This is a genomic window from Leucobacter sp. cx-328 (assembly GCF_014530035.1).
Taxonomy (GTDB): domain Bacteria; phylum Actinomycetota; class Actinomycetes; order Actinomycetales; family Microbacteriaceae; genus Leucobacter.
The window spans coordinates 57,129-79,333 of record NZ_JACVMX010000002.1; the positions used below are offsets into that span (position 1 = coordinate 57,129).

A 22,205-nucleotide genomic window follows, 5' to 3' on the forward strand; every position below is an offset into this window, starting at 1 on the left:
CGGGTTGCGTTATGCCGTCACGGCAGCACCGCATTACTCGGGGAGATGATTACCGCCAGACCGTTAGGTCTGGACGCCGCGTGGGAGGTGCTTTTTGCATCACCCACGCGGTTTCTCATTCTCGGGGGGCTGAATCAGCTCTCCAGGAATCATCTCCTGCGAGGTTTGGCTACATCGTTTCGAAAGCGGTGGGCAATTCCGTCACCAGGAATCTCCTGCGTCGGCGCATGAAAACCATTTCAGAGCGCCTCATTCACGAGGGACTGACGAACGTGGACATCGTGTTCAGGGCACTTCCGGCATGCGCAGATGCCTCATTCGCCGACCTCGAAGCTGAGCTTCGGCGCGGTGTGATGAAGGCAATGGAACCGCGGGCGCGGGACGAGCGACGATGATTTGGCGGCTCGTGATGGAGCTGTGGTTGCTCCCACGAAACATCGCGATCGCGATCATGAAGCTCTACCGGCTCGCGATATCCCCGCTCTATGGAGATGTCTGCAGGTATTACCCGTCCTGTTCCCGGTACTCTGTAGAGGCATACCAACAGCGCGGTTTCGTTACCGGAGTCGCGTTGACGCTGTGGCGCTTGCTCAGGTGTAATCCCTGGAGCTCGGGCGGCATCGATGATGTCCGTCCGCCCCGCCGCGTAACAACTGAACTTAATTCCAGCGGATACGTCCGCCCGCTTGACCGAAAGGCCTGATCAGGTGCAATTCTTCGAGACAATTCTGTGGCCACTCCGGTGGCTCGTTGAGCTTGTGCTGGCGGTCTGGCACCGCGCATTCACCTTCATTGGTATGGATGCCGATTCAGGCCTGACCTGGGTCCTTTCAATCATCGGCCTCGTTATTGTTGTGCGAGCGGCACTCGTGCCCGTGACGGTTCGGCAGATCAAGTCGCAGCGTCGCATGATGGATCTTGCGCCTGAGATGAAGAAGATCCAGGCGAAGTACAAGGGCAAGAAAGATCAGTACTCGCGCGAGGCCATGAGCCGCGAGACGATGGCGCTCTACAAGAAGCACGGTACGAACCCGTTCGCTTCGTGCCTGCCGATCCTGATCCAGATGCCGATCTTCTTCTCGCTGTTCTACGTGCTGCGCCAGGCATCGGGTGCGATGGGCTCCGGCGCGGGTGACGGCAAGGGCCAGGCCGGCATCGGCGCAATGACGCAGGAGTTGACTGACAGCTTCAACAGCGCAACTCTCTTCGGCGCTCCGCTGAAGATGACCTTCACCCAGGGCTGGGAAGCTCAGAACTGGGTTGTCGTCGTTCTTCTCGGCGCGATCGTGATCCTCATGATCGCTTCGCAGTTCTTCACCCAGCTGCAGATCATGTCGAAGAACGTCTCTGACGAGACGAAGAATTCGCCGATGTACCGCCAGCAGAAGATGTTCCTTTACATCATTCCGTTCGCGTTCCTCTTCTCGGGTGTCACCTTCCCGCTCGCACTGAACATTTACTGGTTCACCTCGAACATCTGGACCATGGGTCAGCAGGCGATCGTCATCAACAAGATGCCGACCCCGGGCAGTGATGCATGGCGCGCACGCCAGGCTCGCCTCAAGGCAAAGGGCAAGCTCACTGATGAGGAGCGTGCAGAGCTCGACAAGATCGAGAACCCCGAGATCAGCCAGGGCCAGCGTCAGCAGCCGGTGAGCTCGAAGCGCGCGAAGAAGAAGAAGTAAGTAGGCGTACGGTGACGAACGAAACTCCAATCGAGCATCCCGAAGAGCTCTCGCTCGAGGCACTTGAGGCTGACGGCGACCTCGCCGCAGATTACCTCGAGGGTTTGCTGGACATCGCAGATCTTGACGGTGACCTTGACATCGAGGTGCGTAACCAGCGCGCATATGTTTCGGTGACCGGTGGCGACACTGGCCTCGACGCACTCGCGAACCCGGACGCCGTGCAGGCACTGCAGGACCTGACCCGCCTCGCGGTGCAGGCCAAGACCGGTCGCTTCACTCGCCTGATCGTCGATATCGGCGGATCGCGCGATGCCCGTGCACAGCAGCTGACGTCGCTCGTCGACGCCGCGATCGCTCAGATTGCTGCTGGCAAGGACGAGGTCGTCCTCGAAGCGATGTCTTCATACGAGCGCAAGCTCGTTCACGACGAGGTCGCAGAACGCGGCTACGTCTCGGAATCGATCGGCGAGGGCCGCGGCCGTCGTCTCGTTATTCGACCCGCCTAACGAACCAGAGAGTTTCACGTGGAACGCGACGCTAACGCACCTGACAGCCCCTCAGTGGCAACCATCGAACCCGAACCGGCTGCCGCCGCCCAAATCGCGGGCGACCAGATCGATAAGCTTCGCGCATTCACAGCGGATCTCGCAGAGCGCGGGGAGACTCTCGGCCTGATCGGGCCGCTAGAGCTCCCCCGCCTCTGGACTCGTCACATTCTCAACTCGGCGATCCTGGCCCCGCTGCTGAAGGCAGGCGGCCGTGTCGGCGACATCGGCACCGGTGGCGGCATGCCTGGTCTGGTGCTTGCGATCGTTCGCCCGGACGTTGAGTTCTTCCTGATTGAACCCATGGAGCGACGTTGCGCATGGTTGAACGAACAGGTTGAACTCCTCGGACTCGAGAACGTTCAGGTCAAGCGCGGCCGCGCTGAAGAATTCCATGACGCTTTCGAGGTCGACCAGGTCACTGCTCGCGCGGTCACCGCACTTCGTAAGCTCGTCCCCCTCACCGCTCCCCTGGTAAAGGCTGGCGGCGAGATGCTCTTCCTCAAGGGTGCTGCTATTTCGGAAGAGATGGACGCCGCAGCGAAGATCATGAAGAAGTTCAAGGTCCGTGAGCCGAAGGTCGAAATCCTCGGTGAAGGACAATTGGCCGAAACGACTCGCGTATTTCGGGCTAGGGTAGATTTCCATGGCTGAGAAATCGGTGGTTGGTGACCACATCGTAGATAAGGTTCGTCGCCGTCGCCGTCTTGCGGAGATCACTTCACCGCTCCCGAAGAAGACTCGCATCATCACGGTGTCGAACCAGAAGGGCGGCGTCGGTAAGACGACGACGACCGTAAACTTGGCATCTGCGCTCGCTCGTCGCGGCGCTAATGTGCTCGTAATTGACCTTGATCCGCAGGGAAACGCATCGACCGCCCTTGGTGTGATGCACCGTCCTGAGGTGACGAGCGTGTACGACGTTCTGCTTGGGGACGCAGAGATCGCTGATGCGGTCCAGCCGAGCACAGATCATGAGAACCTCATCTGTGTACCTTCGACGATCAACCTTGCGGGAGCCGAGATTGAGCTCGTCTCTCTCGTTGCCCGTGAGCAGCGCCTGCGTACCGCGGTTGAAGAGTTCCTCACCACGACGGATCGTGAGATCCACTACGTCTTTATCGATTGCCCGCCCTCGCTCGGCCTGCTGACGGTCAACGCATTCGTTGCGGCGAACGAGGTCCTCATTCCCATCCAGTGCGAGTACTACGCGCTCGAGGGCTTGAGCCAGTTGCTTGGCAACATCCAGCTCATTCAGAAGCACTTGAACCCGACGCTGAAGGTGTCGACGATCCTGCTGACTATGTACGACTCGCGTACGAACCTCTCGCAGGAGGTCGCCGGTGAGGTGCGCACGCACTTCCCGAACGAGGTCCTGTCGGCGGTCGTTCCCCGCTCGGTGCGCATTTCTGAGGCACCGAGCTACGGGCAGACAGTCCATGCATATGATGGCGGATCGATCGGCGCTCTCGCCTACCTCGAGGCTGCTGTAGAAATCGCAGAGCAGCAGGCTTTTAACGGCCGTGGCTCGAAGACTGAAGGAGCGTAACTGTGGCAGCAAAGAAGCGAACTGGCCTCGGCCGCGGCATTGGCGCCCTCATTCCCCAGCCGACCTCTGGCGAGCGTCCCGTTGACGTGTTCTTCCCGGCTGCAGATGATGCAGCTGCTGCGAAGGCTGACGTTACGACCGACACCACGAAGGTTGAGCAAGATATGGCAGCAACCAACGAGGAGCTCGACGCGAACCTTCGCGAGGTGCCCGGTGCGCAGCTGCGCCGCCTGAACCTCAGTGAGATCGTTCCCAACCGTGTGCAGCCGCGTACCGAGTTCGACGAGGAGGCGCTCACTGAGCTGACCCACTCGATCCGCGAATTTGGTGTCTTCCAGCCGGTGGTTGTGCGCGAGATTGAGGGCGCGGTTGCTGGCGATGAGCCCCGCTATGAGCTCATCATGGGTGAGCGTCGTTTCCGTGCCTCGAAGCGTGCTGGCAAGGAGACGATCCCCGCGATCGTTCGGTCAACCGCTGACGAGCATATGCTCCGTGACGCGCTGCTCGAGAACCTGCACCGCGCGCAGCTGAACCCGCTTGAAGAGGCTTCGGCATACCAGCAGCTCCTCGCTGACTTCGGCATTACGCAGGAGCAGCTTGCCGAGCGCATTGGCCGCTCGCGCCCGCAGATCTCGAACACGATCCGCCTCCTGAAGCTGCCTGAGCAGGTCCAGTCGCGCGTTGCAGCCGGTGTGCTGACCGCTGGCCACGCGCGTGCGATTCTGTCGCTCGACGGCGATGCTGACGCGATGCTCAAGCTGTCAGACAAGATCGTTAACGAGGGCCTTTCGGTCCGCGCGGCTGAGGCTGTCGCGAGCGAGGCTCCGAAGAAGAAGACCCCGAAGCCGCGCGCCGGTGGCGTGCAGGCGCAGTTGGGTGAGATCTCTGAGCGTCTTGGCGATCGTTTCGATACCCGCGTAGCGGTGAAGTTGGGCGCGAAGAAGGGCCAGATCATTATCGATTTCGCGACCGTCGCAGACCTGAAGCGGATCCTGCACGAGCTCGGTGATCCCGGCTTCGGCGCGTAACTCACTGCGTAACTGGTCGGCCGCGCATGTGCGCGCAGCCTGCCAGGCCGCAATACAACGAGAGGGGCGGACACCACACGGTGTCCGCCCCTCTCGCGTTGCAGGGAGACCCTGCTCGAGTGTCTTAGATGACGCCCTCGAGGTTGTCGAGGATCGCCTTCTTCGGCATTGCGCCGATGATTTCGCGGATCTCTTCGCCGTCCTTGAAGACCTTCATCGCCGGGATCGACGTGATGCGGTACTGCGCTGCAAGGTTCGGGTTCTCATCGACATTGAGCTTGACGATGCGAATCTTGTCGCCCTGCTCAGCTGCGATCTCTGCGAGAACGGGAGCTACTGCACGGCAGGGGCCGCACCAAGCTGCCCAGAAGTCCACGAGTACGGGGATTGGGCTCTGCAGAACGACGCGCTCGAAGCTCTGCTCGTCTACGTTGATGGGTTCAGTCATGATGCTCTCCTAAAAATTACTTGTCTGCGAGCGCTGCAAGGTAGTGCTCTGCGTCAAGCGCCGCAACGGTGCCCGATGCTGCTGCGGTGATGGCCTGGCGGTAGCTCGGGTCGATGACGTCGCCTGCGGCGAAGACACCAGGGATCGAGGTACGCGAGCTGCGACCGTCGACCGCGATGGTGCCCTCGGCGGTGAGCGCGAGCTGGTTGTGTACGAGGTGGGTACGCGGATCGTTGCCGATCGCCACGAAGACGCCAGTGACGTCGAGTTCGCTTTCGGTACCGTCAACGGTGTTGCGCAGGGTCACGCCGGTGAGCCCTGACGAGCCGTGGAGCTCCTTGATCTCGGTGTTCCAGATGAACTCGATCTTCTCGTTGTCGAAGGCACGCTGCTGCATGATCTTCGACGCCTTGAGCTCATCGCGGCGATGGATCAGGTAGACCTTTGACGCGAAGCGGGTGAGGAAGGTTGCCTCTTCCATCGCCGAGTCGCCGCCGCCGACAACGGCGATGGTCTGGTCACGGAAGAAGAAGCCGTCGCAGGTCGCGCACGACGAGACGCCGTGGCCGGTGAGGGTTTCTTCGCCGGGAACGCCGAGCTTGCGGTAGGCCGAACCGGTCGCGAAGATGACGGTCTTTGCCTCGTGTACCTTGCCGTCGCTTGAGGTGACGCGCTTGACGTCGCCCTCGAGTTCGACCGAGGTGACGTCGTCGTAGACGACCTCGGTGCCGAACTTCTCTGCCTGGTCTTGCATGTGCTGCATGAGCTCGGGGCCCTGGATGCCCTCTGGGAAACCGGGGAAATTTTCAACCTCGGTGGTGTTCATGAGCTCGCCGCCAAGTGCGACTGAGCTAGCGAACAGGAGGGGTTTCAGGCCTGCGCGTGCTGCATAGATGCCCGCGGTGAAGCCTGCGGGGCCGGAGCCGATGATGATGATCTCGTGCATGTTTCTCCTTGTGCGGGACGTCGCTTGAACCGCGATCACTGGGTATAACCCATCCTAGAGTCGCGGTATTCCGTACGTCAGCTGATTACGCTGTGGGTGATTCAGTTTCTGGTGCGGAGGATGTTTCAGTGGCTTCAGCCTTGGCCTTGCGCCGGCTGCGGATACTGCGGAAAATTCCGAACCCAACGAGCAAGACTGCGCCGGCGCCGAGCGTAATGAGGGCGATACTCTCGATCGTGGCGGTGACGGAGATTTCGATTTCGCCGCTGTGGGCGGTGACCGTGCCTGAGGGATCCTGGAGAGTCACGATGAGCGATGATTCGCCGTTCGATACACGGCTCTTCACCGGCACAAGAATGGTCTGTGTCGACTTGGCCTCGACGAAGACGTCTTGGAACGTTTCCTGTCCGACCGCGAGGACAGCCGAAGTCGGGCGCACCTCAAGCCGCACGGTCGCATTGAACGGCAGCAAGTTTTGCACCTGAATGGGGACGCGCGTTGAACTGCCGACAAGCTGGGTGTGGCGGGTGTCGATGATCCGCACGCCGCGCTCAATCTCGGCGTCACGCTCGGCGTAGGCCTCGGCGATCGCCGCAAAATCGGTGTCAGGGTCTGCAAAGTGCGTCGCGTACAGATCGAGCATGCGTGCGCGTTGATACCCGGTGACGTAGTCGGGATGTACGTACAGGTCGCGGATCGCGGTGACTTCTGGCTCACACTCCGCTGCGAGGGCGAGGGCGTCGAGACGGGCGGGATCAGCGTCTGCGGGATTCGGAGTCACACGGGTAAGCGTGGCACGGCCCTCTGCCTGAGCGGTGAGCGCGGTCGGCGTGAGCCATGACTCGCTCGTGAGCGCGGTGAGCTGTTCCCACGGCGAAATGCCTGCGGCAATGATTCCGCGGTCGACGGTGAACATGACTCCGGTGGGCTTCGCCGCGGCAAGCGCGGTGAGCTTTGCTTGGAACTGCGCCGTACCGAGCGCACGCTCGGCTGGGGTCGCGCCCTCGACTGCGAGGGCTGCGCCGGCGGAAAGGTCAGTGTCGGCAACGAAGGCTTCTGATACCCCTGATCCTGATGCACGAAGCGTCACGCGTGGTGAGGTCGCGCCTTCAACGTTTGATGAATCGAGCACCGTCGTTGACAGCGCAGAGGTGCGTAGCAGGTTGAGTGTCGCTGAATCGACAGCACCGGTAGCCGGCCAGGCGGCCGGAATGCCCTGCGGCCATGCCATGAGCGCCTCAAGCGAGGCGGGGTCGACGGGTTCTGCGTCGGCAACCTTGTCCGTAGTCTGTCCAGTCGCTGCGTCGGTCGCCGCCTCTTTTACCTCGCCCTTCGCGTCAGCCGGGTCGCCGGTACCTGGCGCGGTAGTTGCCGGATCCGTCGTCTCAGGATCCTCAAATGTGCCAAGGCGCGTGAGGAAATCGAAGGAGGTCGGCGCGAGCAGCGCGTCGGCGTCGAGGGCTGCTTGGGCTGCCGGATCCGCGTCCGCATACTGCAGCAGGAAGCTCTGCAGCGGGGAAGCTTCGAGCGTGGCAAGGAACGTGCGCGCGGGCTCTGGCGCATCGAGGCCGTAGCCGCGAATGGCGACGATAATGCGCGGATCGATTGCGAGCGTCGCCTCTTGCTTGAGGGCGTAGTTGTACGCGGCCTCAAGCTCGGGGATTGCGCGAGTGAGCTGGCGCGGGGTCGGTGTCGACTGCACAGCATCAGGCAGGACAAGGGGAACGATCGTGCTGAGTTTGACGGTGTCGCCGGTGTTTACTCCGCGCCAGATGACCGGGGCGGTTGCGCCCGCGAGGGGGCCGGGGGCACCTTCATCGGCCGTCGCGGAAGCGGTAAAACGCTCGCCTGGCTCGGGCGCGAATGCCGCCTGGAGCGCGAATACGCCCGGCTGCTCGGTGCCGGCAAGCGGCCAGACATCGCGCGGAATCTCCACCGTGACCGACTGATCGCTGGTGGCGGGAGTCTCGCGCATGGCCTGGCTCACAAGTACCTTCGCGGCGTCATCGAAGGCAGGTGCGGCAGTGCTGTCTGCGGCCGCGATCCGCGCGCCGAGCGCGAGATCGAGCGTGCCTGCGCTGATCGCTTCCTCGCTCGTGTTCCGCAGCGTGATCTCGACCGATATGGGGTCTGAGCCTGGGCGGATCAGCGCCTCAGTCGGCGCGACAAACAGCGTGACGGGTGCAATGTCAGTGGTCTCATCTACCGTTGAATCTACGGTCGAAATGACCGTCGGAGCCGCGTAGGCACTGGGGGCAGGCGCAGTAAGTGCGCCAACGCCCACAATGGTGAGCGCGGCCACAGTGAGCCCACCGATCATGCGCGCACAGTGGCGGCCTCCGCGAGAAAGTCCCATACCGACAGTTTAGAGATAGGAGCACCGAGTACCCTTAGTGGGTGACATCCTTCGCTGATTCAATGGCCGCAATGCGTGAGCGCGCGTCGCTCCCGCCCGTGTCGATTCTTGCAACCGCCTTCGATGAGGCCGGTCATGAGCTTGCGCTTGTGGGCGGTCCGGTGCGTGACGCCCTGCTCGGGCGTCCGGTGCACGACCTTGACTTCACAACGTCTGCGAGCCCTGATGAGACCCGCGCGATCCTTGAGGGCCTGACGAAGCAAATTTGGGATGTCGGCCGTGACTTCGGCACGATCGCCGCGAAGGTGGCTGGCGAGGACGTCGAGATCACGACGTACCGCGCCGACACGTACCGCGAAGACTCGCGCAAGCCCGTCGTAGAGTTCGGCGACAACATTCAGGGCGACCTGGTGCGCCGTGACTTCACGATCAACGCGCTCGCGCTCATGCTGCCATCGATGGAACTCGTCGACGTGTCTGGCGGTCTCGAAGACCTCGCAGAGGGTCGCATCAAGACGCCCGGTTCGCCCGAGGTGTCGTTCACCGATGACCCGCTGCGCATGCTGCGCGCTGCCCGCTTCGCATCTCAGCTCGGCTTCGAGGTCGAGGCTGAGACCGAGGCGGCAATGGTCGTCTTCGCAGATCGCCTCGACATCATCTCGGCAGAGCGCGTGCGCGACGAACTCGTCAAGCTGCTGCTCACCGATGACCCCGAGCCGGGCCTGCGCCTGCTCGTTGACACGGGCCTCGCGCAGCGCTTCCTGCCCGAGCTCACCGACCTGCTCACCACACAGGACGACCACGGTCGCCACAAAGACGTCTACGAGCACAGCCTCGTCGTACTGCGCCAGGCGATCGCGCTCGAGAAGAGCCGCTCACATGAGCCCTCCCCTGACCTCGTGCTTCGCCTCGCGGCGCTCCTGCACGACATCGGAAAGCCAGCGACCCGCAAGTTCGAGCGCGGTGGCGTCACCTTCCACCACCACGACATGGTCGGCGCGAAGCTCACCCGCAAGCGTCTGCGTGCGCTCCGCTTCGACAACGACACCGTCAAGCGCGTCGCACGGCTTGTTGAGCTGCACCTGCGCTTCTTCGGCTACAGCGACCAGCAGTGGACCGACTCGGCCGTGCGCCGCTACGTGCGAGACGCCGGTGATGAGCTGCAGCGTTTGCACATCATCACCCGCTCTGACGTGACGACCCGTAACCGCCGCAAGGCGGAGCGCCTCGAGCACGCCTACGACGACATCGAGCGGCGCATCGAAGAGCTCGCGGCAGAGGAAGAGCTCGCGGCCGTGCGCCCCGCGCTCGACGGCGAAACAATCATGCGAATCCTCGACCTGCCGCCCGGGCCGGTCGTGGGTATGGCCTACAAGTTCCTACTCGACCTGCGCCTCGACGAGGGGCCCCTCGAAGAAGCCGAAGCGATCGAGCGTCTGCGCACCTGGTGGGCAGAGCAAGACATTGAAAAGCTGACCGCTGCTCGTGGCCGCGGCCCGCGCGACAAGAAGCACACCACTGGAGGAAGCAATGACTGAGACCCAGGCTGCACAGCCCGCAGAGACTGCAGACGTGACCGAGTGGTTCGGCGGTCGCGCGCGCGTCATGTTTGTGCACGCGCACCCAGACGACGAGACCATCACGACCGGAGGCACGCTCGCGGCACTCGCTGCGGCAGGCCGCGAGCCACTGCTCGTCACCTGCACGCGCGGCGAGCAGGGCGAGGTTGTTGAGGGTCCGCTGCAGGCACTCGTCCAGCTGCACGGCCTGCCGATCGCACGCCAGAACGAGCTGAAGACCGCCCTCGGCATGCTCGGCATCGAGCGCCACGTGTTCCTCGGCGTTGAGCCGGCGCGCGCTGAGGGTCTCGCCCCCACGATCTATGAAGACTCCGGAATGGAATGGTCTGAGGCTGACCCCGAGACCGGAGAGCGCCGCGCGATTCCGTCGCCCGCGACCGGACCCGACGCGTTCACGACCGTGCCTGCTGTCGAGGCGCTCAACGACCTCCTCACCGCTGCGCACGCCGCTGGCGCGCAGGCGATCGTGAGCTACGACAACGGCGGTGGATACGGTCACCCCGACCACGTCCTCGCCCACCGCCTCTCGCGTGCGGTCGCTGCCGCGCTCGGTCTGCCGTTCTGGGAGATCGTCGGGGACGATGTCGTTGAGACCGCGCCCGCGGCTGAGACTGATGATGAGGGGGCGGATCCGCGCCCCATCGAAAGCTACGACGTCAGTGCGTGGCTTGACCGCAAGACCGCAGCGCTTCGCGCTCACCAGACCCAGCTCGTGGTCGAGGGTGACGAGATTGTGCACGTCGGTGGACAGCGGGAGCCGATCCGCGCAACGGAGCGATTCCGCCGCGTCGTCGGCATGTAGGTGCCCTGCAGAAGGACGTAAGTACTTCAGCAGGTGGCAATGAATTTGAGTCGGCGTAGACTGACTCGTTGGAAAGCCCGGCCGTGTGCCGGGAAGATGTACAGGGATGGTTCAATGAGTGTGAAGGTAGCCCTCGCGGGTGTAGGTAACTGCGTAAGTTCGTTGGTACAGGGCGTCGAGTACTATCGCGGTGCGGCTGACGACAAGCAGGTTCCGGGCCTGATGCACGTTCGTCTTGGTGGATACCACGTCTCGGATCTCGAGTTCGTAGCGGCGTTCGAAGTTGACGCCGCAAAGGTTGGCAAGGACCTGTCAGAGGCGATCTGGGCCGGCCACAACAACACCATTAAGTTCTCGGACGTGCCGAACCTCGGCCTTGAGGTACTGCGCGGCCCGACGTTTGACGGTTTCGGTAAGTACTACCGTGCAGTCAGCGAAGAGTCGACCGCAACCCCCGTCGACGTGGCACAGGTGCTGCGCGATTCGGGTGCAGAGGTACTGGCTTGCTACCTGCCCGTCGGCAGTGAAGAAGCAGTGAAGTTCTACGCGCAGGCAGCGCTCGAGGCAGGCGTCGCGTTCGTGAACGCAGTGCCCGTGTTCGTCGCGTCTGACCCCGTATGGGCACAGAAGTTCGTTGATGCGGGTCTCCCCATCGTCGGCGACGACATCAAGAGCCAGGTCGGCGCAACCATCACGCACCGCGTGATGGCACGCCTCATGGAGAGCCGCGGCATCGCGCTCGACCACACCTACCAGCTCAACGTCGGCGGCAACATGGACTTCATGAACATGCTGGAGCGCGACCGCCTCGAGTCGAAGAAGATCTCGAAGACGCAGGCAGTGACCTCGAACATCGACGTCGACCTGCCCGCAGAAGACGTGCACATCGGCCCGAGCGACCACGTGCCCTGGCTCGAGGACCGCAAGTTCGCGTTCGTGCGCCTTGAGGGTCGTGGCTTCGGCGACGTTCCCATGAGCCTCGAATACAAGCTTGAGGTCTGGGACTCCCCCAACTCGGCAGGCACCATGATCGACGCGATCCGCTCGGCAAAGGTTGCACTCGACAAGGGCATCGCTGGCCCCGTCGAGTCGGCATCGGCGTACTTCATGAAGTCGCCCGCTGTGCAGAAGCCTGACGATGAGGCGCGTGCAGAGCTCGAGGCATTCCTCGACGCGTAAGCCATAGGCGCGTTGGCGCTCGCCGTATGAGGGCGGGGGTTCGGATTTTCCGGGCTCCCGCCCTTTTCGATACTCACGTTTTCGACGGAGCTACTCAAACATGCCTAACGCATGCAAAAGCTATGAGTCTCAAATTTAAGCTTCCGGGATGAAGAAGTTTTCAGCTCTGTGTTTGACCGGTGCGCTCGTGTCCGCAGCGTTCGTGGCAGCGACTCCAGCGTTCGCCGAAGACGATGAACCATTTGCTGCGTGCGTGGATCCGGGATCCCCGCTTACTGTGACCGATGGACGCTCGCCGATCATGGTTACGCAGGCCGACGGCAATGCCGCGGCCGAGGAAGGAAGTTACGTCTGGGCGGTGGATCAAGCCAATGCCACCCCAGGCGTAGATGAGATCGTCATTGCTGCAGGCGTGGTGATCGAGAACATTCCTGAGGACCACCCGATTGTCGAGTCGGCAATCTTGCGCGGTGAAGATGCAACCTCAGGCATTCTGGGCCTTGGAGTTATCACCGCAGAAAACGAAGCCCACGTGGAATACGAGAGTCGCTATGCGATCAGCAATTTGACGCTGTACTCGGTTGAAGACCAAGACAATTTTGCTGGCATTCTGGATCTGAAGCAATCGTGTGGCAACGTACTTTCCAACATTCGTGCTGACGGTAACGAAGGGATCCTCATCCACAGTGATGGGACGAAGTTCTTCCACCTGACGGACAGCTCGTTCAGCAATCACGTTTCCCCTAACGGATTCGACTACGGCGGCATGGTGACCGTGAACACGATGGTCGAAGACCCGTCCGTGTTGGTGCGAGGCGTGAGCTTCACAGACAATGCGGGCGGTGCAATGCGATTCCTTACACCGTTGCGATTTACTGGCGAAGCCGGGGCTGGTGTTACGGTCGCTGATTCAATCTTTGCGCGCAACACCAACGCGAACGAGCCTGACTATTACACGACTGGCACTCTGGCATTCAATGAATTGGTTGCGCAGGAAAAGTTTGGGGAAACCTATCCCAAAACGGTTGAGCCGCTTCTGAATGTTGTAAACACGACGTTTGCCGACAACACTGCCCTTGATGGTGGCGGCATCTCAGTGCTGGGCGTCAACACCCCTGAGAGCATCACGTTTGCGCCAGCAGTCGTAAACATTGAGGATGCAAGCTTCGTAGGGAACAACAGCGAGCCTCAATTTGGCCCGACCATTCGAGGCAATGCGATCGCGTTTGGTGGGTACCTGACCACTGTGCGGGCTGGTTCCGCACTCGCCGTGACGAATTCAACCTTCGCAAACCCGAACGCGGACGGGCAAGACCTGAACGAAAACGGTCGCCCGGTGCCGAGTATCTCTGTGCAGTCGCTCGTAGGCGATGTGGCAGTGCAGCATGCCACGTTTACCGGACCAGCGATTGATATCGGGCTGGTTGACAGCGCACCTGCCTCGCTCACTGTGAGCAACTCGGCCTTCGAATCTGGTGACGTAGAGCCTATTGTCACGCCAGAAGATCCGGTTATGGCTGTGAGTGGATCGCACAATGCCTACACCAACTGGCCAACGGCTTTCGCTGCTGATGAGAACAGTCTGGTCACTACGGCGGCAGATTTTGCGCTTGGTGATCTGGTGAGCACCGCGGGACCAACGCCTGTCTTTATTCCAGCGGCAGACTCGGCACTCATCGACGCTGCCGCTAGTGGCGGGCCCTCATTTGACCAGCGTGGGCTTGCGCGTCCACAGGGAGATGCCGCAGATATCGGCTCGGTCGAACGCGAGGTTGTTGCCCCTGAACCCGAACCTGAGCCCGAGGATCCGAAGCCGGAGCCGAAGCCGGATCCCGAGCCGAAGCCTGACCCCGCACCTGCGACGCCAAAGCCAACTCCGGGCACTTCGGATGTGGACACAGGCCTTGCAAACACCGGTCAGAATGACGCGCTGATGATCGGGGTTGTGAGCATCGCGCTTGCGCTCGCCGCAGCTGGGGGTGGAGTGCTACTCGCTCGCCGACGCCTGAGCTAGCCTCGACGGTCGTAGGCGCCGTGAGGCAGTGGGCGGGAGTGCGGATTTTCCGGGCTCCCGCCCGTTGGGCTCCCGTTCCGTGGTGCTTTAGAAACTACATGTCGTTAGGCAAGACCAAATATGTGAGCAACGCTTGCACATCAGGCTTGGTGACCCTGCCGTAGTCGCGCAATGTCGCCGCAAGAGGATGCACGACCAGCAGGTTCACCTCAGGTGACAGGTAGTCGAATAGCTCTGGCCACGTGTGGGCGAAGGCGAGGCGATGCCAGCCGGTATACATAGCTTCGAAGAGGTAGTCGTCGAGGAGCCCGTCGTCTACGGCTTTGGCAATTTCTTCCCATGGCGCTGGTGCAGAGAGCGCAATGACGTTGCCCTCTGGTTCCTGCGTGATGGCGACGTGTCGGAAGTGGTGCGCGTTTGCCATGAGCTGCTCACGGCTCAGGGAACCCTTTGCGTACAACACGCAGAGTTCATAGGCAGACAGCCGTGCTTGCTGCTCCTCCAACTGCATGACGCCCGCCTAACACGTGGATGACGATAATTTCGCCCATCTTACGCAGAGGCAACCTCATTAGTCACGCATTAGTGAGTCATAGGTGCGCAGGAGTTTTGTCGCGTGTGCATCCCAGTTGTGAGCCTCTGCGTGAGCGCGCCCGCGAATCGCATATAGCTGACGCAGATTTTCGTCATTGAGCAGTGCGCGGATCGCCCCCGCCCACGTGCGCGGATCCCTGTCGGCAACGTGCACGCCGGCCACGCCATTCGGCGCGGCCTCAAGGAGCCCCGTGTGCGCCCCCACAACGGTCGGTACCCCGCTGGCCGCAGCCTCAAGCGCCACGAGTCCGAAGGTCTCAGATCGTGAGGGGACGAGCGCCAAGGTGCTCCGTGTGAGCAACGCTGCGGCCGCTGTGCGTGACTGTGCGGGAAGGAAGTGCACGCGGTCTGAGATCCCAGACTCCGTGGCACGTGCCCGAAGCGCTTGCGCGTAGTCCTCGGCGCCCGGGGTTGGCTCCCCCGCAATCACCAGTTTGGTGCGCGCGGCAAGCGTGGGATCAAGCTGTCCCAGTGCTGCCATCGCTTCAACCGCAAGGAGCTGGCCTTTGAGCGGTTGCACGCGGCCGAGCACGGTGATCGTGAAGTCGGCTGCGGCTGCGGCTGCGGCTGTGCCAGTGCCAGTGGCAGTGGCGGAGTCGGAGCGTCTGTGGGTAGGAGCTGGCACGAAGAGATCAGTATCGACGCCCGGATGGATCACAGTGTTGCCCACAGCTGGGGTCCCGTAACCGGCCACCACTCCCGCAAGCTCACTGTGGCTTCCTGCGATGATGAATTGCTCGCCGGTGAGCGATGCCTCGGCATCGAGTCTGGCCTGCGGTTCCGGGCGATCACCCAGCGCCAAGTGCGCATTCTTCTGCGCGGCAACCGTGTGGAGCGTGAGCGCGGGGGTTACTCGTTGGCCAGTCGCCTTCGCCTGTGCCGCAGCGAGTGATGCCGCGGCAACCCCGCTTAACCAGTAGTGGCCGTGAATCGCGTCGAACGGGCCGTACTCTGCGATCCGCGCCCCAAACTCGGTAGCAAGGCCCGGGAGCTCTTCCTTTCGGAGGGACGGCTTGCCAACAGCAAGAGCGATGAGCCGTGGGCCGGTCGAGTTGTGCGGGTCGAGCGCACGCTCCCCCGCGGGGGTCTCGTTCGTGGCGCGCGTGAAGATCTCAACCCCGTGACCGTGCCGGGCGAGGGCGCGAGCGGCCTCAGCGACCACTACATTCATGCCGCCAGCATCGCCGCTCCCTGGAACTGCGCCGGGGGAGGTATGAAGCGAGATGAGGGCGATGCGCATGGAACCCATCGTCCCACGTGGAATGCGTGACGGCGTGAACGATGAGTGGGCCTGCGGAAAAACTCCGCGGCCTGGCCTGACAGTGGGGTCAATCAGTGGTAGGCTTTCCAAGTTGTCTGTGCACCCGTATCCTTCGGAGTGCACGACACAATGCACAAACACCCTCCTGTCACAGAAATCCTGTGGCCGTGAAGTCCGAAGGAGGTGGGTCAGTAATGCATCCGTACGAACTCATGGTGATCCTCGATCCCGGTATCGACGAGCGCACCGTGGCCCCCAGCATGGACAAGTTCCTCGGCGTCATCCGCAATGCGGGTGGCTCGGTTGAGAACGTTGACATCTGGGGCAAGCGCCGTTTCGCATACGAAATCCAGAAGCACACCGAAGGCATCTACGTAGTTGTGAACTTCACCGCTACGCCTGAGGCTACCGACGAGCTCGATCGTCAGCTTGGTCTCTCCGAGGCAGTCCTCCGCACCAAGGTGCTCCGCGCAGACGAGCTCATGGCTCAGCGTGCAGCACAGGCAAAGCGCGACGCAGCTAAGGCTGCACGCGCTGCTGCGAAGCAGGGCGCGTAGCTCATGGCCGGCGAGCCGCTGATCACAGTTGTCGGTAACCTTGTTGCCGATCCCGAGCCTCGCGTAAGCCAGGCCGGTAAGTCTTGGGTTACCTTCCGTATCGCCTCGACTCCGCGCGTGCGTGACCGCCAGTCGGGTGATTGGTCGGACGGCGAGCCGCTTTGGCTCGGCTGCCGTGCCTTCGGCGAATATGCCGATAACATCGCCGCATCGCTCACTAAGGGCATGCGCGTGATTGTTCAGGGCCGGCTGACGCAGCGCAGCTACACCGATAACCAGGGCCAGCAGCGCACCTCTCTCGACCTTGATGTCGAAGAAGTAGGTCCGTCGCTCCGCTTCGCAACCGCACAGGTGAGCCGTGGGCAGTCCCGCGGCCAGGTTGGCGGTTTCGGTGGCGGTCAGCCTGCAGGACAGAGCGGCTGGAATAAGCCTGCTGCTGCTCCGCAGGACAACCCCTGGACCAACTCGGGCCAGCAGGGCAACTCGTCTCCCGCCGACTTCGGTGGCGGATTCGACGACGAGCAGCCCTTCTAAAACAGTTTTGTCCCAGACTTCGGTCTGAGGCGCAGTACGAAAAGAGACCATCATGGCAGGTAAGTCAAGCGGCGCAGGCCGCAAGCCGGGTCGCGGCAAGAACGCAAAGCCCGTCGCACCCGCGAAGAAGCAGACCGTCGGCGTCATTGATTACAAGGACGTCGCAACGCTTCGCAAGTTCGTTTCTGAGCGTGGCAAGATCCGCGCACGCCGTATCACCGGTGTTTCCGTCCAGGAGCAGCGTCTCATCGCAAAGGCAGTTAAGAACGCCCGCGAGATGGCACTCCTCCCCTACGCCGGCTCGGGCCGCTAAGGAGAACACATCATGGCGAAGGTAATTCTCACGAACGAGGTCCAGGGCCTCGGTTCCGCAGGCGACGTAGTAGAGGTTAAGACCGGCTACGCACGCAACTACCTCGTACCTCAGGGCTACGGCGTTCACTGGACTCGCGGTGGCGAGGCTCAGGTTGAGCAGCTCCGTGCAGCTCGCGAGGCACGTGCACTCGCATCGGTCGAGGACGCTCAGGCACTCAAGGCAAAGCTCGAGGCAGGCAAGATCCGTCTCATCGCTAAGGCTGGTGCAGAGGGCCGTCTCTTCGGCGCAGTGAAGCCCGCTTCGGTGGCTGCAGCTGTTGCTGAGCAGGGCCTCGGCGAGGTCGACAAGCGTAAGATCACCGTTCCGGCGATCAAGACCACCGGTGAGTACAAGGCAACGATCCACCTCCACGAGGGTGTCGACGCTAAGGTCACCGTTCAGGTTATCGCTCAGCGCTAATCTCGGTTTCTAAAAGACCCCCGCCCACTTCGGTGAGCGGGGGTCTTTTGCGTTTGCGTTGGCCTCTGTGCCGGCGTTGGCGTGGAGTTCTGCCAGTCGACTTCGCGAGACGGGACCTTTCCTGCGAGGGTCTGTCTTTCGGCGTAAGTAAGTGCCTCCTGTGTTAGAAACACTTCGTTTCAATGGGATGGTGGTCTTGCAAAACGTGCGCAAGGGATACGGCGATACCCTCTTTGGCGCGAAGGATCTGCAACTTGGGCGCCCCGAAACGGCACATATGAAGGAGCGCCTGGCAAGGCCTCGTGCGCTAAATAGTGTGAATTCTATGTAAACACTACTTTTCTGCTGTCTAAAAGCGGTTTGCTGGCAGTTTCTTCAATGTGTGCTGCGTGGGTATACGATTTCGATGCTTTTGTCCACAACTTTTCGCGAGGTTGAATCCTTCAAGTCTTGGCTGAATGTTGAATAAGTTTGTCATTGTGGAAACTGACAAGTCCAGTTCAGGACGTACTTTAAAATACTTATTCAATATCCATCCACAAGTTATCCCCAGAAATGTGGACAACTTGTGTGAAAACGCGGTGGATTATTCACACAGTTATCCACAGGTAGACTTGAGGGGTAGGTATTGTTGGGTAATTCCGCAATTTTGGACGTTTCGGGGGCGCTGATCCGCGCCCATCGCCCGTCCCCATGAGGTCTTGCAAGGAGCGAACGAGTGTCTATCGCACACCTGGGTATTTCAGCCCCGTCTGAGGAGCCGCGGAGCGCCGGTGATTTTGAGCGCACGCCTCCATATGACCTGCTCGCTGAGCAGAGTGCGCTCGGTGGCATGCTCCTCTCAAAGGACGCCGTTGCCGATGTGACGAGCGTTGTGCGCGGCAATGACTTCTATGTGCCCAAGCATGAGGTCATTTATGAGGCAGTGCTGTCGCTGTACTCACGCGGCGAGCCGACAGACGTCATTACCGTGACCGACGCGCTCACCAAGTCAGGCGATCTGCAGCGCGCGGGCGGTGCGGAGTACCTGCACCAACTCACCGCGATTGTGCCAACGGCTGCAAACGCGAGCTTCTACGCCGAGATCGTGGGCGAAAAAGCCCTGCTCCGCCGCCTGGTCGACGCCGGAACGCGCATCGTGCAAATGGGCTACGCCGGCGAGGGCGAAGCAATCGATCTCGTCAACGTGGCTCAGTCAGAGATTTACGGTGTGACCGGTGAGGCACAGGGCGAGGACTACGTTCCCCTCTCGCTCGCGGTCGACGCCGCGCTTGAAGAGATCAACAAGGCAAACAGCATGCCTGACGGTATGCTCGGCGTCCCGACGGGCTTCGCTGAGCTCGATGGCATGACCAACGGCTTTGCCGGTGGCCAGATGATCATCATCGCCGCGCGACCCGCAATGGGTAAGTCGACGCTTGCGCTCGACGTCGCCCGCAACGCCTCGGTGCACGCCAACGCCTGCACGGTCTTCTTCTCACTCGAGATGGGTCGCGCAGAGATCGCTATGCGCTTGCTCGCGGCAGAGGCAACGATCCCGATGCAGACCCTGCGTAAGGGTTCGCTCGATAACCGCGACTTCCAAAAGCTTGCAGCGACCCAGGCGCGCATCGCCGAGGCGCCGTTGTTCATTGATGACAGCGCGAACATGACACTGGTGGAGATTCGCGCAAAGTGCCGTCGACTCAAGCAGCAGCACGGCCTCAAAATGGTTGTCATCGACTACCTGCAGCTGCTTTCGAGCGGAAAGAAGAGCGAGAGCCGTCAGCAGGAGGTCTCGGAATTCTCGCGTGCGCTCAAGCTGCTCTCGAAGGAGCTCGACGTTCCCGTCATCGCACTATCTCAGCTGAACCGTGCCTCCGAGCAGCGTGCCGACAAGATGCCTGCGATCAGCGACCTTCGTGAGTCGGGCTCGCTTGAGCAGGACGCCGATATGGTCATCCTGCTCCACCGCGAGGCCGTTGGTGATCGTGATCACCCGCGCGCTGGCGAGGCGGACTTTATCCTTGCGAAGCAGCGTAACGGCCCCACCGGTACGGTGACCGTGGCCTTCCAGGGCCATTACTCCCGCTTTGCAGACATGCCGCAGGGCATGTAATTCGGGCGTATGGGGGGCGGATCGGGACAGCGTGCAACGCACCCGAATGATCCGCGCCCTGCACTGCGCCGTCGGGCGCAACACTCAGCTGACTGCAAGTGTCCAGGCAGACCGAGTACAATCGCGAGGGGCCAATGAAAGGGGTCGATATGAGCGTGTCTGCACAGGGCCAAGCCGTAGCTACGGGTTCGGCGCAGGAAGTCGTCTCTCGACTCGCTCCGCGAGGAGTGCGCATCGCGCGAGCGGTCGTGCTGTTCGTGGTCGGTATGGTCGTGACCTTCTCGGCCACGATGCACTCAGATTTCAACTTTGATTTCCTCGTCACCGCTGGTGCACTTGCCGCCATCGGTGTCATGCACCTCGTCGAATGGTTTGCGCGAAAAGACGAGGCTCGCTCGGTCATTCCGCTGTTGCTCGGCCTCGCTGCTCTCATTGCCACCGTCGTACTCCCCATGACTGGTGAGGCCGTTGGCTACGCGATCATCGTTGCAGTGTGGGCGCTCATCAGCGGACTCCTTGAGTTCGTCGCGATGGTCACCCAGCCCGGCACGCGCCAGGATCCAGCGATTATCGGCGCAGCTGGTCTGCTCCTCGCAATTTTCGTGCTGTTGGCACGCAACGACGCCGTGGCCGTGCTTGGCTTCTTCGGCGCGTACACCATCATTGCCGGCGTATTCCTCGGCATCGCAGCTTTTGACTCGAAGCGAAACGGCTCGGCCGACTCGCAGAAGTCTGAGTAACTGCTCACGCAGTACTCCCCCTCGATATCAAAAACGAAGAAAGCAGTCATGACGAAGTCGAATGATCCCAAGCAGTCTCAGTCGCACGAGCCCCTGCGTAAGGACCGCATGCGCCCCGTGGAGCTGCTCGTATTCTCGGGTGTGCTCGCAATCTTTGCGGGTCTTGTCGTGGTCTTCACGACGCGTGACATTCGCCTCGCACTGATCTTCATGCTCGTTGCGTTCATCGTCTCGGTAATGGGCGTTGCCCTGCTCGGACTCGGTGGCAAGCGCAGCCAGGAAGACGAAGAAGCACGTCAGGTGCTGCAGAAGCCGAACACGGACGACGCGCACTAAGCGCGAGTTGGAAAAAGCCCCGGGTGCGCCCGGGGCTTTTTGCGTTTCTGGGGCCCGGCAAAGCTCAACCCCTCGAAACAGGCCGTTTCTCTCGAGATGAGGCTCTTCATACGCATGAAAGGGTGCCTTTCGAGAGAAACGGCCTGTTTCGAAGGGGTAAGGCGGGCGGCGGGGTACGGCGGGCAGCGGGGTGCCAGGGCGGCGGGGTGCCAGGGCGGCGGGGCAACTTAGCCGCGCACGCCGGGCTGCCCCGCCTGTTCCCTTACTCCCCTGCTTCGGGCTCGCTCGGGTCGAGCGGGCCGTGGTGATCGAAGTTGGCCTCGCCGCGGCGCCAGTAGCCGCTCACGGTGTACTGCTCGCGGGGCAGCCCGATCTCGTCGCGGATAGCGCGGCGCACCGGAATCAGGCTCGTTGCCTCGCCGGCGACAAATACGTACGTACCCGCGCCGACTTCGCTGTCGAGCATGGCCTGCGCGAGTCCGCCGAGGGGCTCGCGCACGAGGATGTCTCGGCCCGTCGAGATACGCAGGTACTCTTCGACCCACTCGATGCTCGCCGGGTCGACGTCAGCGACGACCTCAATATCTGAGACGTGCGGTAGACCTGAGATCCAGCGGGTGACGGCGGGTAGCGCGGTCGGGTCGACGATGCAGACGAGGCTGTCGATGCCCTCGGGGATGCCACGCGAGCCACGCGGGCCAGCGACGACGATGGTGTCGCCAATGACCGCCTTCTCGGCCCAGGCGGACGCAGGACCGGGGTTCTCGTGAAGAACGAAGTCGAGGTCGAAGCAGACGCCATCGGCCGTCTCACGGACATTCAGGGGTGTGAAGTCGCGCGGGAATGTCTGCCCGTCGGGACGAATGATGCCATCTTCGCCGGGGCCAACAGCCTTGGGTGCCAGCAGCTCACCGGTGACGGGGTGCGGGAAGAATGCCTTCACGTGATCGCCGGGGCCGGTCGCGGTGAAGTCTGCGAGGTCATCGCCGGTGAAGGTGAGGCGTGCAATGGTGGGTACGGGGCGATAGACCGCGATCACCCGTACCTCTCGTGCGGTAAATCGGTGCCGAGTGGTGGAAAATGCGAAACGGGGTGATGCAGTCATGCATTCAGCATGGCCTGAATCACCCCGTCTCAGCAATCAGCTGCGAATCAGGAAGACCTGAGCAGTAACC

24 protein-coding genes are annotated in these 22,205 nt (G+C 61.9%); 18 read left to right on the forward strand and 6 right to left on the reverse strand.

From position 1 onward, the window contains the following. Nucleotides 1-11: 11 nt before the first annotated feature. From rnpA to ICL81_RS02940, 7 genes are read left to right on the forward strand one after another with little or no spacing between them, the layout of a single operon-like run. Nucleotides 12-395 carry a ribonuclease P protein component gene (gene rnpA / locus ICL81_RS02910; RefSeq protein WP_188033487.1) on the forward strand — a complete coding sequence of 128 codons (384 nt, stop codon included), beginning with the start codon at nucleotides 12-14 and terminating at the stop codon, nucleotides 393-395. A gap of 14 nt (nucleotides 396-409) precedes the next feature. Next, a complete protein-coding gene (gene yidD, locus ICL81_RS02915) occupies nucleotides 410-703 on the forward strand; it encodes a membrane protein insertion efficiency factor YidD (RefSeq protein ID WP_353055415.1) in 294 nt (97 codons plus the stop codon). 4 nt (nucleotides 704-707) lie between these two features. Next, complete coding sequence (gene yidC / locus ICL81_RS02920) at nucleotides 708-1,685, forward strand: membrane protein insertase YidC (protein WP_188024845.1); 978 nt, start codon at nucleotides 708-710, stop codon at nucleotides 1,683-1,685. Between the two features lie 11 nt (nucleotides 1,686-1,696). Further along, a complete protein-coding gene (locus ICL81_RS02925) occupies nucleotides 1,697-2,194 on the forward strand; it encodes a R3H domain-containing nucleic acid-binding protein (protein WP_188033489.1) in 498 nt (165 codons plus the stop codon). Nucleotides 2,195-2,212: 18 nt separating this feature from the next. After that, on the forward strand, nucleotides 2,213-2,887 hold the full coding sequence (rsmG, locus tag ICL81_RS02930) for a 16S rRNA (guanine(527)-N(7))-methyltransferase RsmG (RefSeq protein ID WP_370566823.1): 675 nt from the start codon (nucleotides 2,213-2,215) through the stop codon (nucleotides 2,885-2,887). Then, on the forward strand, nucleotides 2,880-3,782 hold the full coding sequence (locus ICL81_RS02935) for a ParA family protein (RefSeq protein WP_188033490.1): 903 nt from the start codon (nucleotides 2,880-2,882) through the stop codon (nucleotides 3,780-3,782). Before rsmG ends, ICL81_RS02935 begins: the two co-directional genes overlap by 8 nt. 2 nt (nucleotides 3,783-3,784) lie before the next feature. After that, nucleotides 3,785-4,810 (forward strand): ParB/RepB/Spo0J family partition protein, encoded by a 1,026-nt coding sequence (locus ICL81_RS02940; protein ID WP_188033491.1) that lies wholly within the window; start codon nucleotides 3,785-3,787, stop codon nucleotides 4,808-4,810. A gap of 124 nt (nucleotides 4,811-4,934) precedes the next feature. Here ICL81_RS02940 and trxA read toward each other — a convergent pair whose 3' ends face one another. The 3 genes from trxA to ICL81_RS02955 all read right to left on the reverse strand — a co-directional run bounded on the left by trxA (nucleotide 4,935) and on the right by ICL81_RS02955 (nucleotide 8,560). After that, nucleotides 4,935-5,258, reverse strand: coding sequence for a thioredoxin (gene trxA, locus ICL81_RS02945; RefSeq protein WP_188024788.1), 324 nt, complete (start codon nucleotides 5,256-5,258; stop codon nucleotides 4,935-4,937). A gap of 16 nt (nucleotides 5,259-5,274) precedes the next feature. Then, nucleotides 5,275-6,204, reverse strand: coding sequence for a thioredoxin-disulfide reductase (trxB, locus tag ICL81_RS02950; RefSeq protein ID WP_188033493.1), 930 nt, complete (start codon nucleotides 6,202-6,204; stop codon nucleotides 5,275-5,277). A gap of 85 nt (nucleotides 6,205-6,289) precedes the next feature. After that, complete coding sequence (locus ICL81_RS02955; RefSeq protein WP_188033494.1) at nucleotides 6,290-8,560, reverse strand: DUF6049 family protein; 2,271 nt, start codon at nucleotides 8,558-8,560, stop codon at nucleotides 6,290-6,292. Between the two features lie 41 nt (nucleotides 8,561-8,601). Between ICL81_RS02955 and ICL81_RS02960 the strand changes: the two genes are divergently transcribed. From ICL81_RS02960 to ICL81_RS02975, 4 genes are all read left to right on the forward strand, one after another. Continuing rightward, complete coding sequence (locus ICL81_RS02960) at nucleotides 8,602-10,098, forward strand: CCA tRNA nucleotidyltransferase (protein WP_353055399.1); 1,497 nt, start codon at nucleotides 8,602-8,604, stop codon at nucleotides 10,096-10,098. Further along, nucleotides 10,091-10,942, forward strand: a complete 852-nt coding sequence (locus ICL81_RS02965) for a PIG-L family deacetylase (RefSeq protein WP_188033496.1) — start codon at nucleotides 10,091-10,093, stop codon at nucleotides 10,940-10,942. The genes ICL81_RS02960 and ICL81_RS02965 overlap by 8 nt, the downstream gene beginning before the upstream one ends. Before the next feature lie 114 nt (nucleotides 10,943-11,056). Next, nucleotides 11,057-12,121 carry an inositol-3-phosphate synthase gene (locus ICL81_RS02970; RefSeq protein ID WP_188033498.1) on the forward strand — a complete coding sequence of 355 codons (1,065 nt, stop codon included), beginning with the start codon at nucleotides 11,057-11,059 and terminating at the stop codon, nucleotides 12,119-12,121. 148 nt (nucleotides 12,122-12,269) lie between these two features. Beyond that, a complete protein-coding gene (locus tag ICL81_RS02975) occupies nucleotides 12,270-14,135 on the forward strand; it encodes a choice-of-anchor Q domain-containing protein (protein ID WP_188033499.1) in 1,866 nt (621 codons plus the stop codon). Nucleotides 14,136-14,229: 94 nt separating this feature from the next. Here ICL81_RS02975 and ICL81_RS02980 read toward each other — a convergent pair whose 3' ends face one another. Together ICL81_RS02980 and ICL81_RS02985 are read right to left on the reverse strand one after the other, a co-directional pair. Next, nucleotides 14,230-14,646 (reverse strand): hypothetical protein, encoded by a 417-nt coding sequence (locus tag ICL81_RS02980; protein WP_188033500.1) that lies wholly within the window; start codon nucleotides 14,644-14,646, stop codon nucleotides 14,230-14,232. A gap of 60 nt (nucleotides 14,647-14,706) precedes the next feature. Then, on the reverse strand, nucleotides 14,707-15,969 hold the full coding sequence (locus tag ICL81_RS02985) for a glycosyltransferase (protein ID WP_188033502.1): 1,263 nt from the start codon (nucleotides 15,967-15,969) through the stop codon (nucleotides 14,707-14,709). 215 nt (nucleotides 15,970-16,184) lie between these two features. Between ICL81_RS02985 and rpsF the strand changes: the two genes are divergently transcribed. The 7 genes from rpsF to ICL81_RS03020 all read left to right on the forward strand — a co-directional run bounded on the left by rpsF (nucleotide 16,185) and on the right by ICL81_RS03020 (nucleotide 21,030). Then, nucleotides 16,185-16,547, forward strand: coding sequence for a 30S ribosomal protein S6 (gene rpsF / locus ICL81_RS02990; RefSeq protein ID WP_188024781.1), 363 nt, complete (start codon nucleotides 16,185-16,187; stop codon nucleotides 16,545-16,547). Between the two features lie 3 nt (nucleotides 16,548-16,550). Further along, on the forward strand, nucleotides 16,551-17,081 hold the full coding sequence (gene ssb, locus ICL81_RS02995; protein WP_188033504.1) for a single-stranded DNA-binding protein: 531 nt from the start codon (nucleotides 16,551-16,553) through the stop codon (nucleotides 17,079-17,081). 52 nt (nucleotides 17,082-17,133) lie between these two features. Next, nucleotides 17,134-17,394: a 30S ribosomal protein S18 gene (rpsR, locus tag ICL81_RS03000; protein WP_188024779.1), complete on the forward strand. Its 261-nt coding sequence runs from the start codon at nucleotides 17,134-17,136 to the stop codon at nucleotides 17,392-17,394. A 12-nt stretch (nucleotides 17,395-17,406) separates the two neighbouring features. Next, entirely contained in the window at nucleotides 17,407-17,856 is a 450-nt protein-coding gene (gene rplI / locus ICL81_RS03005) for a 50S ribosomal protein L9 (protein WP_188033505.1), read from the forward strand. A gap of 718 nt (nucleotides 17,857-18,574) precedes the next feature. Beyond that, a complete protein-coding gene (dnaB, locus tag ICL81_RS03010; protein WP_188024777.1) occupies nucleotides 18,575-19,954 on the forward strand; it encodes a replicative DNA helicase in 1,380 nt (459 codons plus the stop codon). 149 nt (nucleotides 19,955-20,103) lie between these two features. Then, complete coding sequence (locus ICL81_RS03015) at nucleotides 20,104-20,694, forward strand: DUF308 domain-containing protein (protein ID WP_188033507.1); 591 nt, start codon at nucleotides 20,104-20,106, stop codon at nucleotides 20,692-20,694. Between the two features lie 48 nt (nucleotides 20,695-20,742). After that, nucleotides 20,743-21,030 (forward strand): ABC transporter ATP-binding protein, encoded by a 288-nt coding sequence (locus ICL81_RS03020; protein ID WP_188033508.1) that lies wholly within the window; start codon nucleotides 20,743-20,745, stop codon nucleotides 21,028-21,030. A 262-nt stretch (nucleotides 21,031-21,292) separates the two neighbouring features. On the opposite strand, the gene ICL81_RS03025 is transcribed toward ICL81_RS03020, so the two are convergent. Beyond that, nucleotides 21,293-22,135 carry a siderophore-interacting protein gene (locus ICL81_RS03025; protein ID WP_188033509.1) on the reverse strand — a complete coding sequence of 281 codons (843 nt, stop codon included), beginning with the start codon at nucleotides 22,133-22,135 and terminating at the stop codon, nucleotides 21,293-21,295. Between the last annotated feature and the right edge of the window lie 70 nt (nucleotides 22,136-22,205).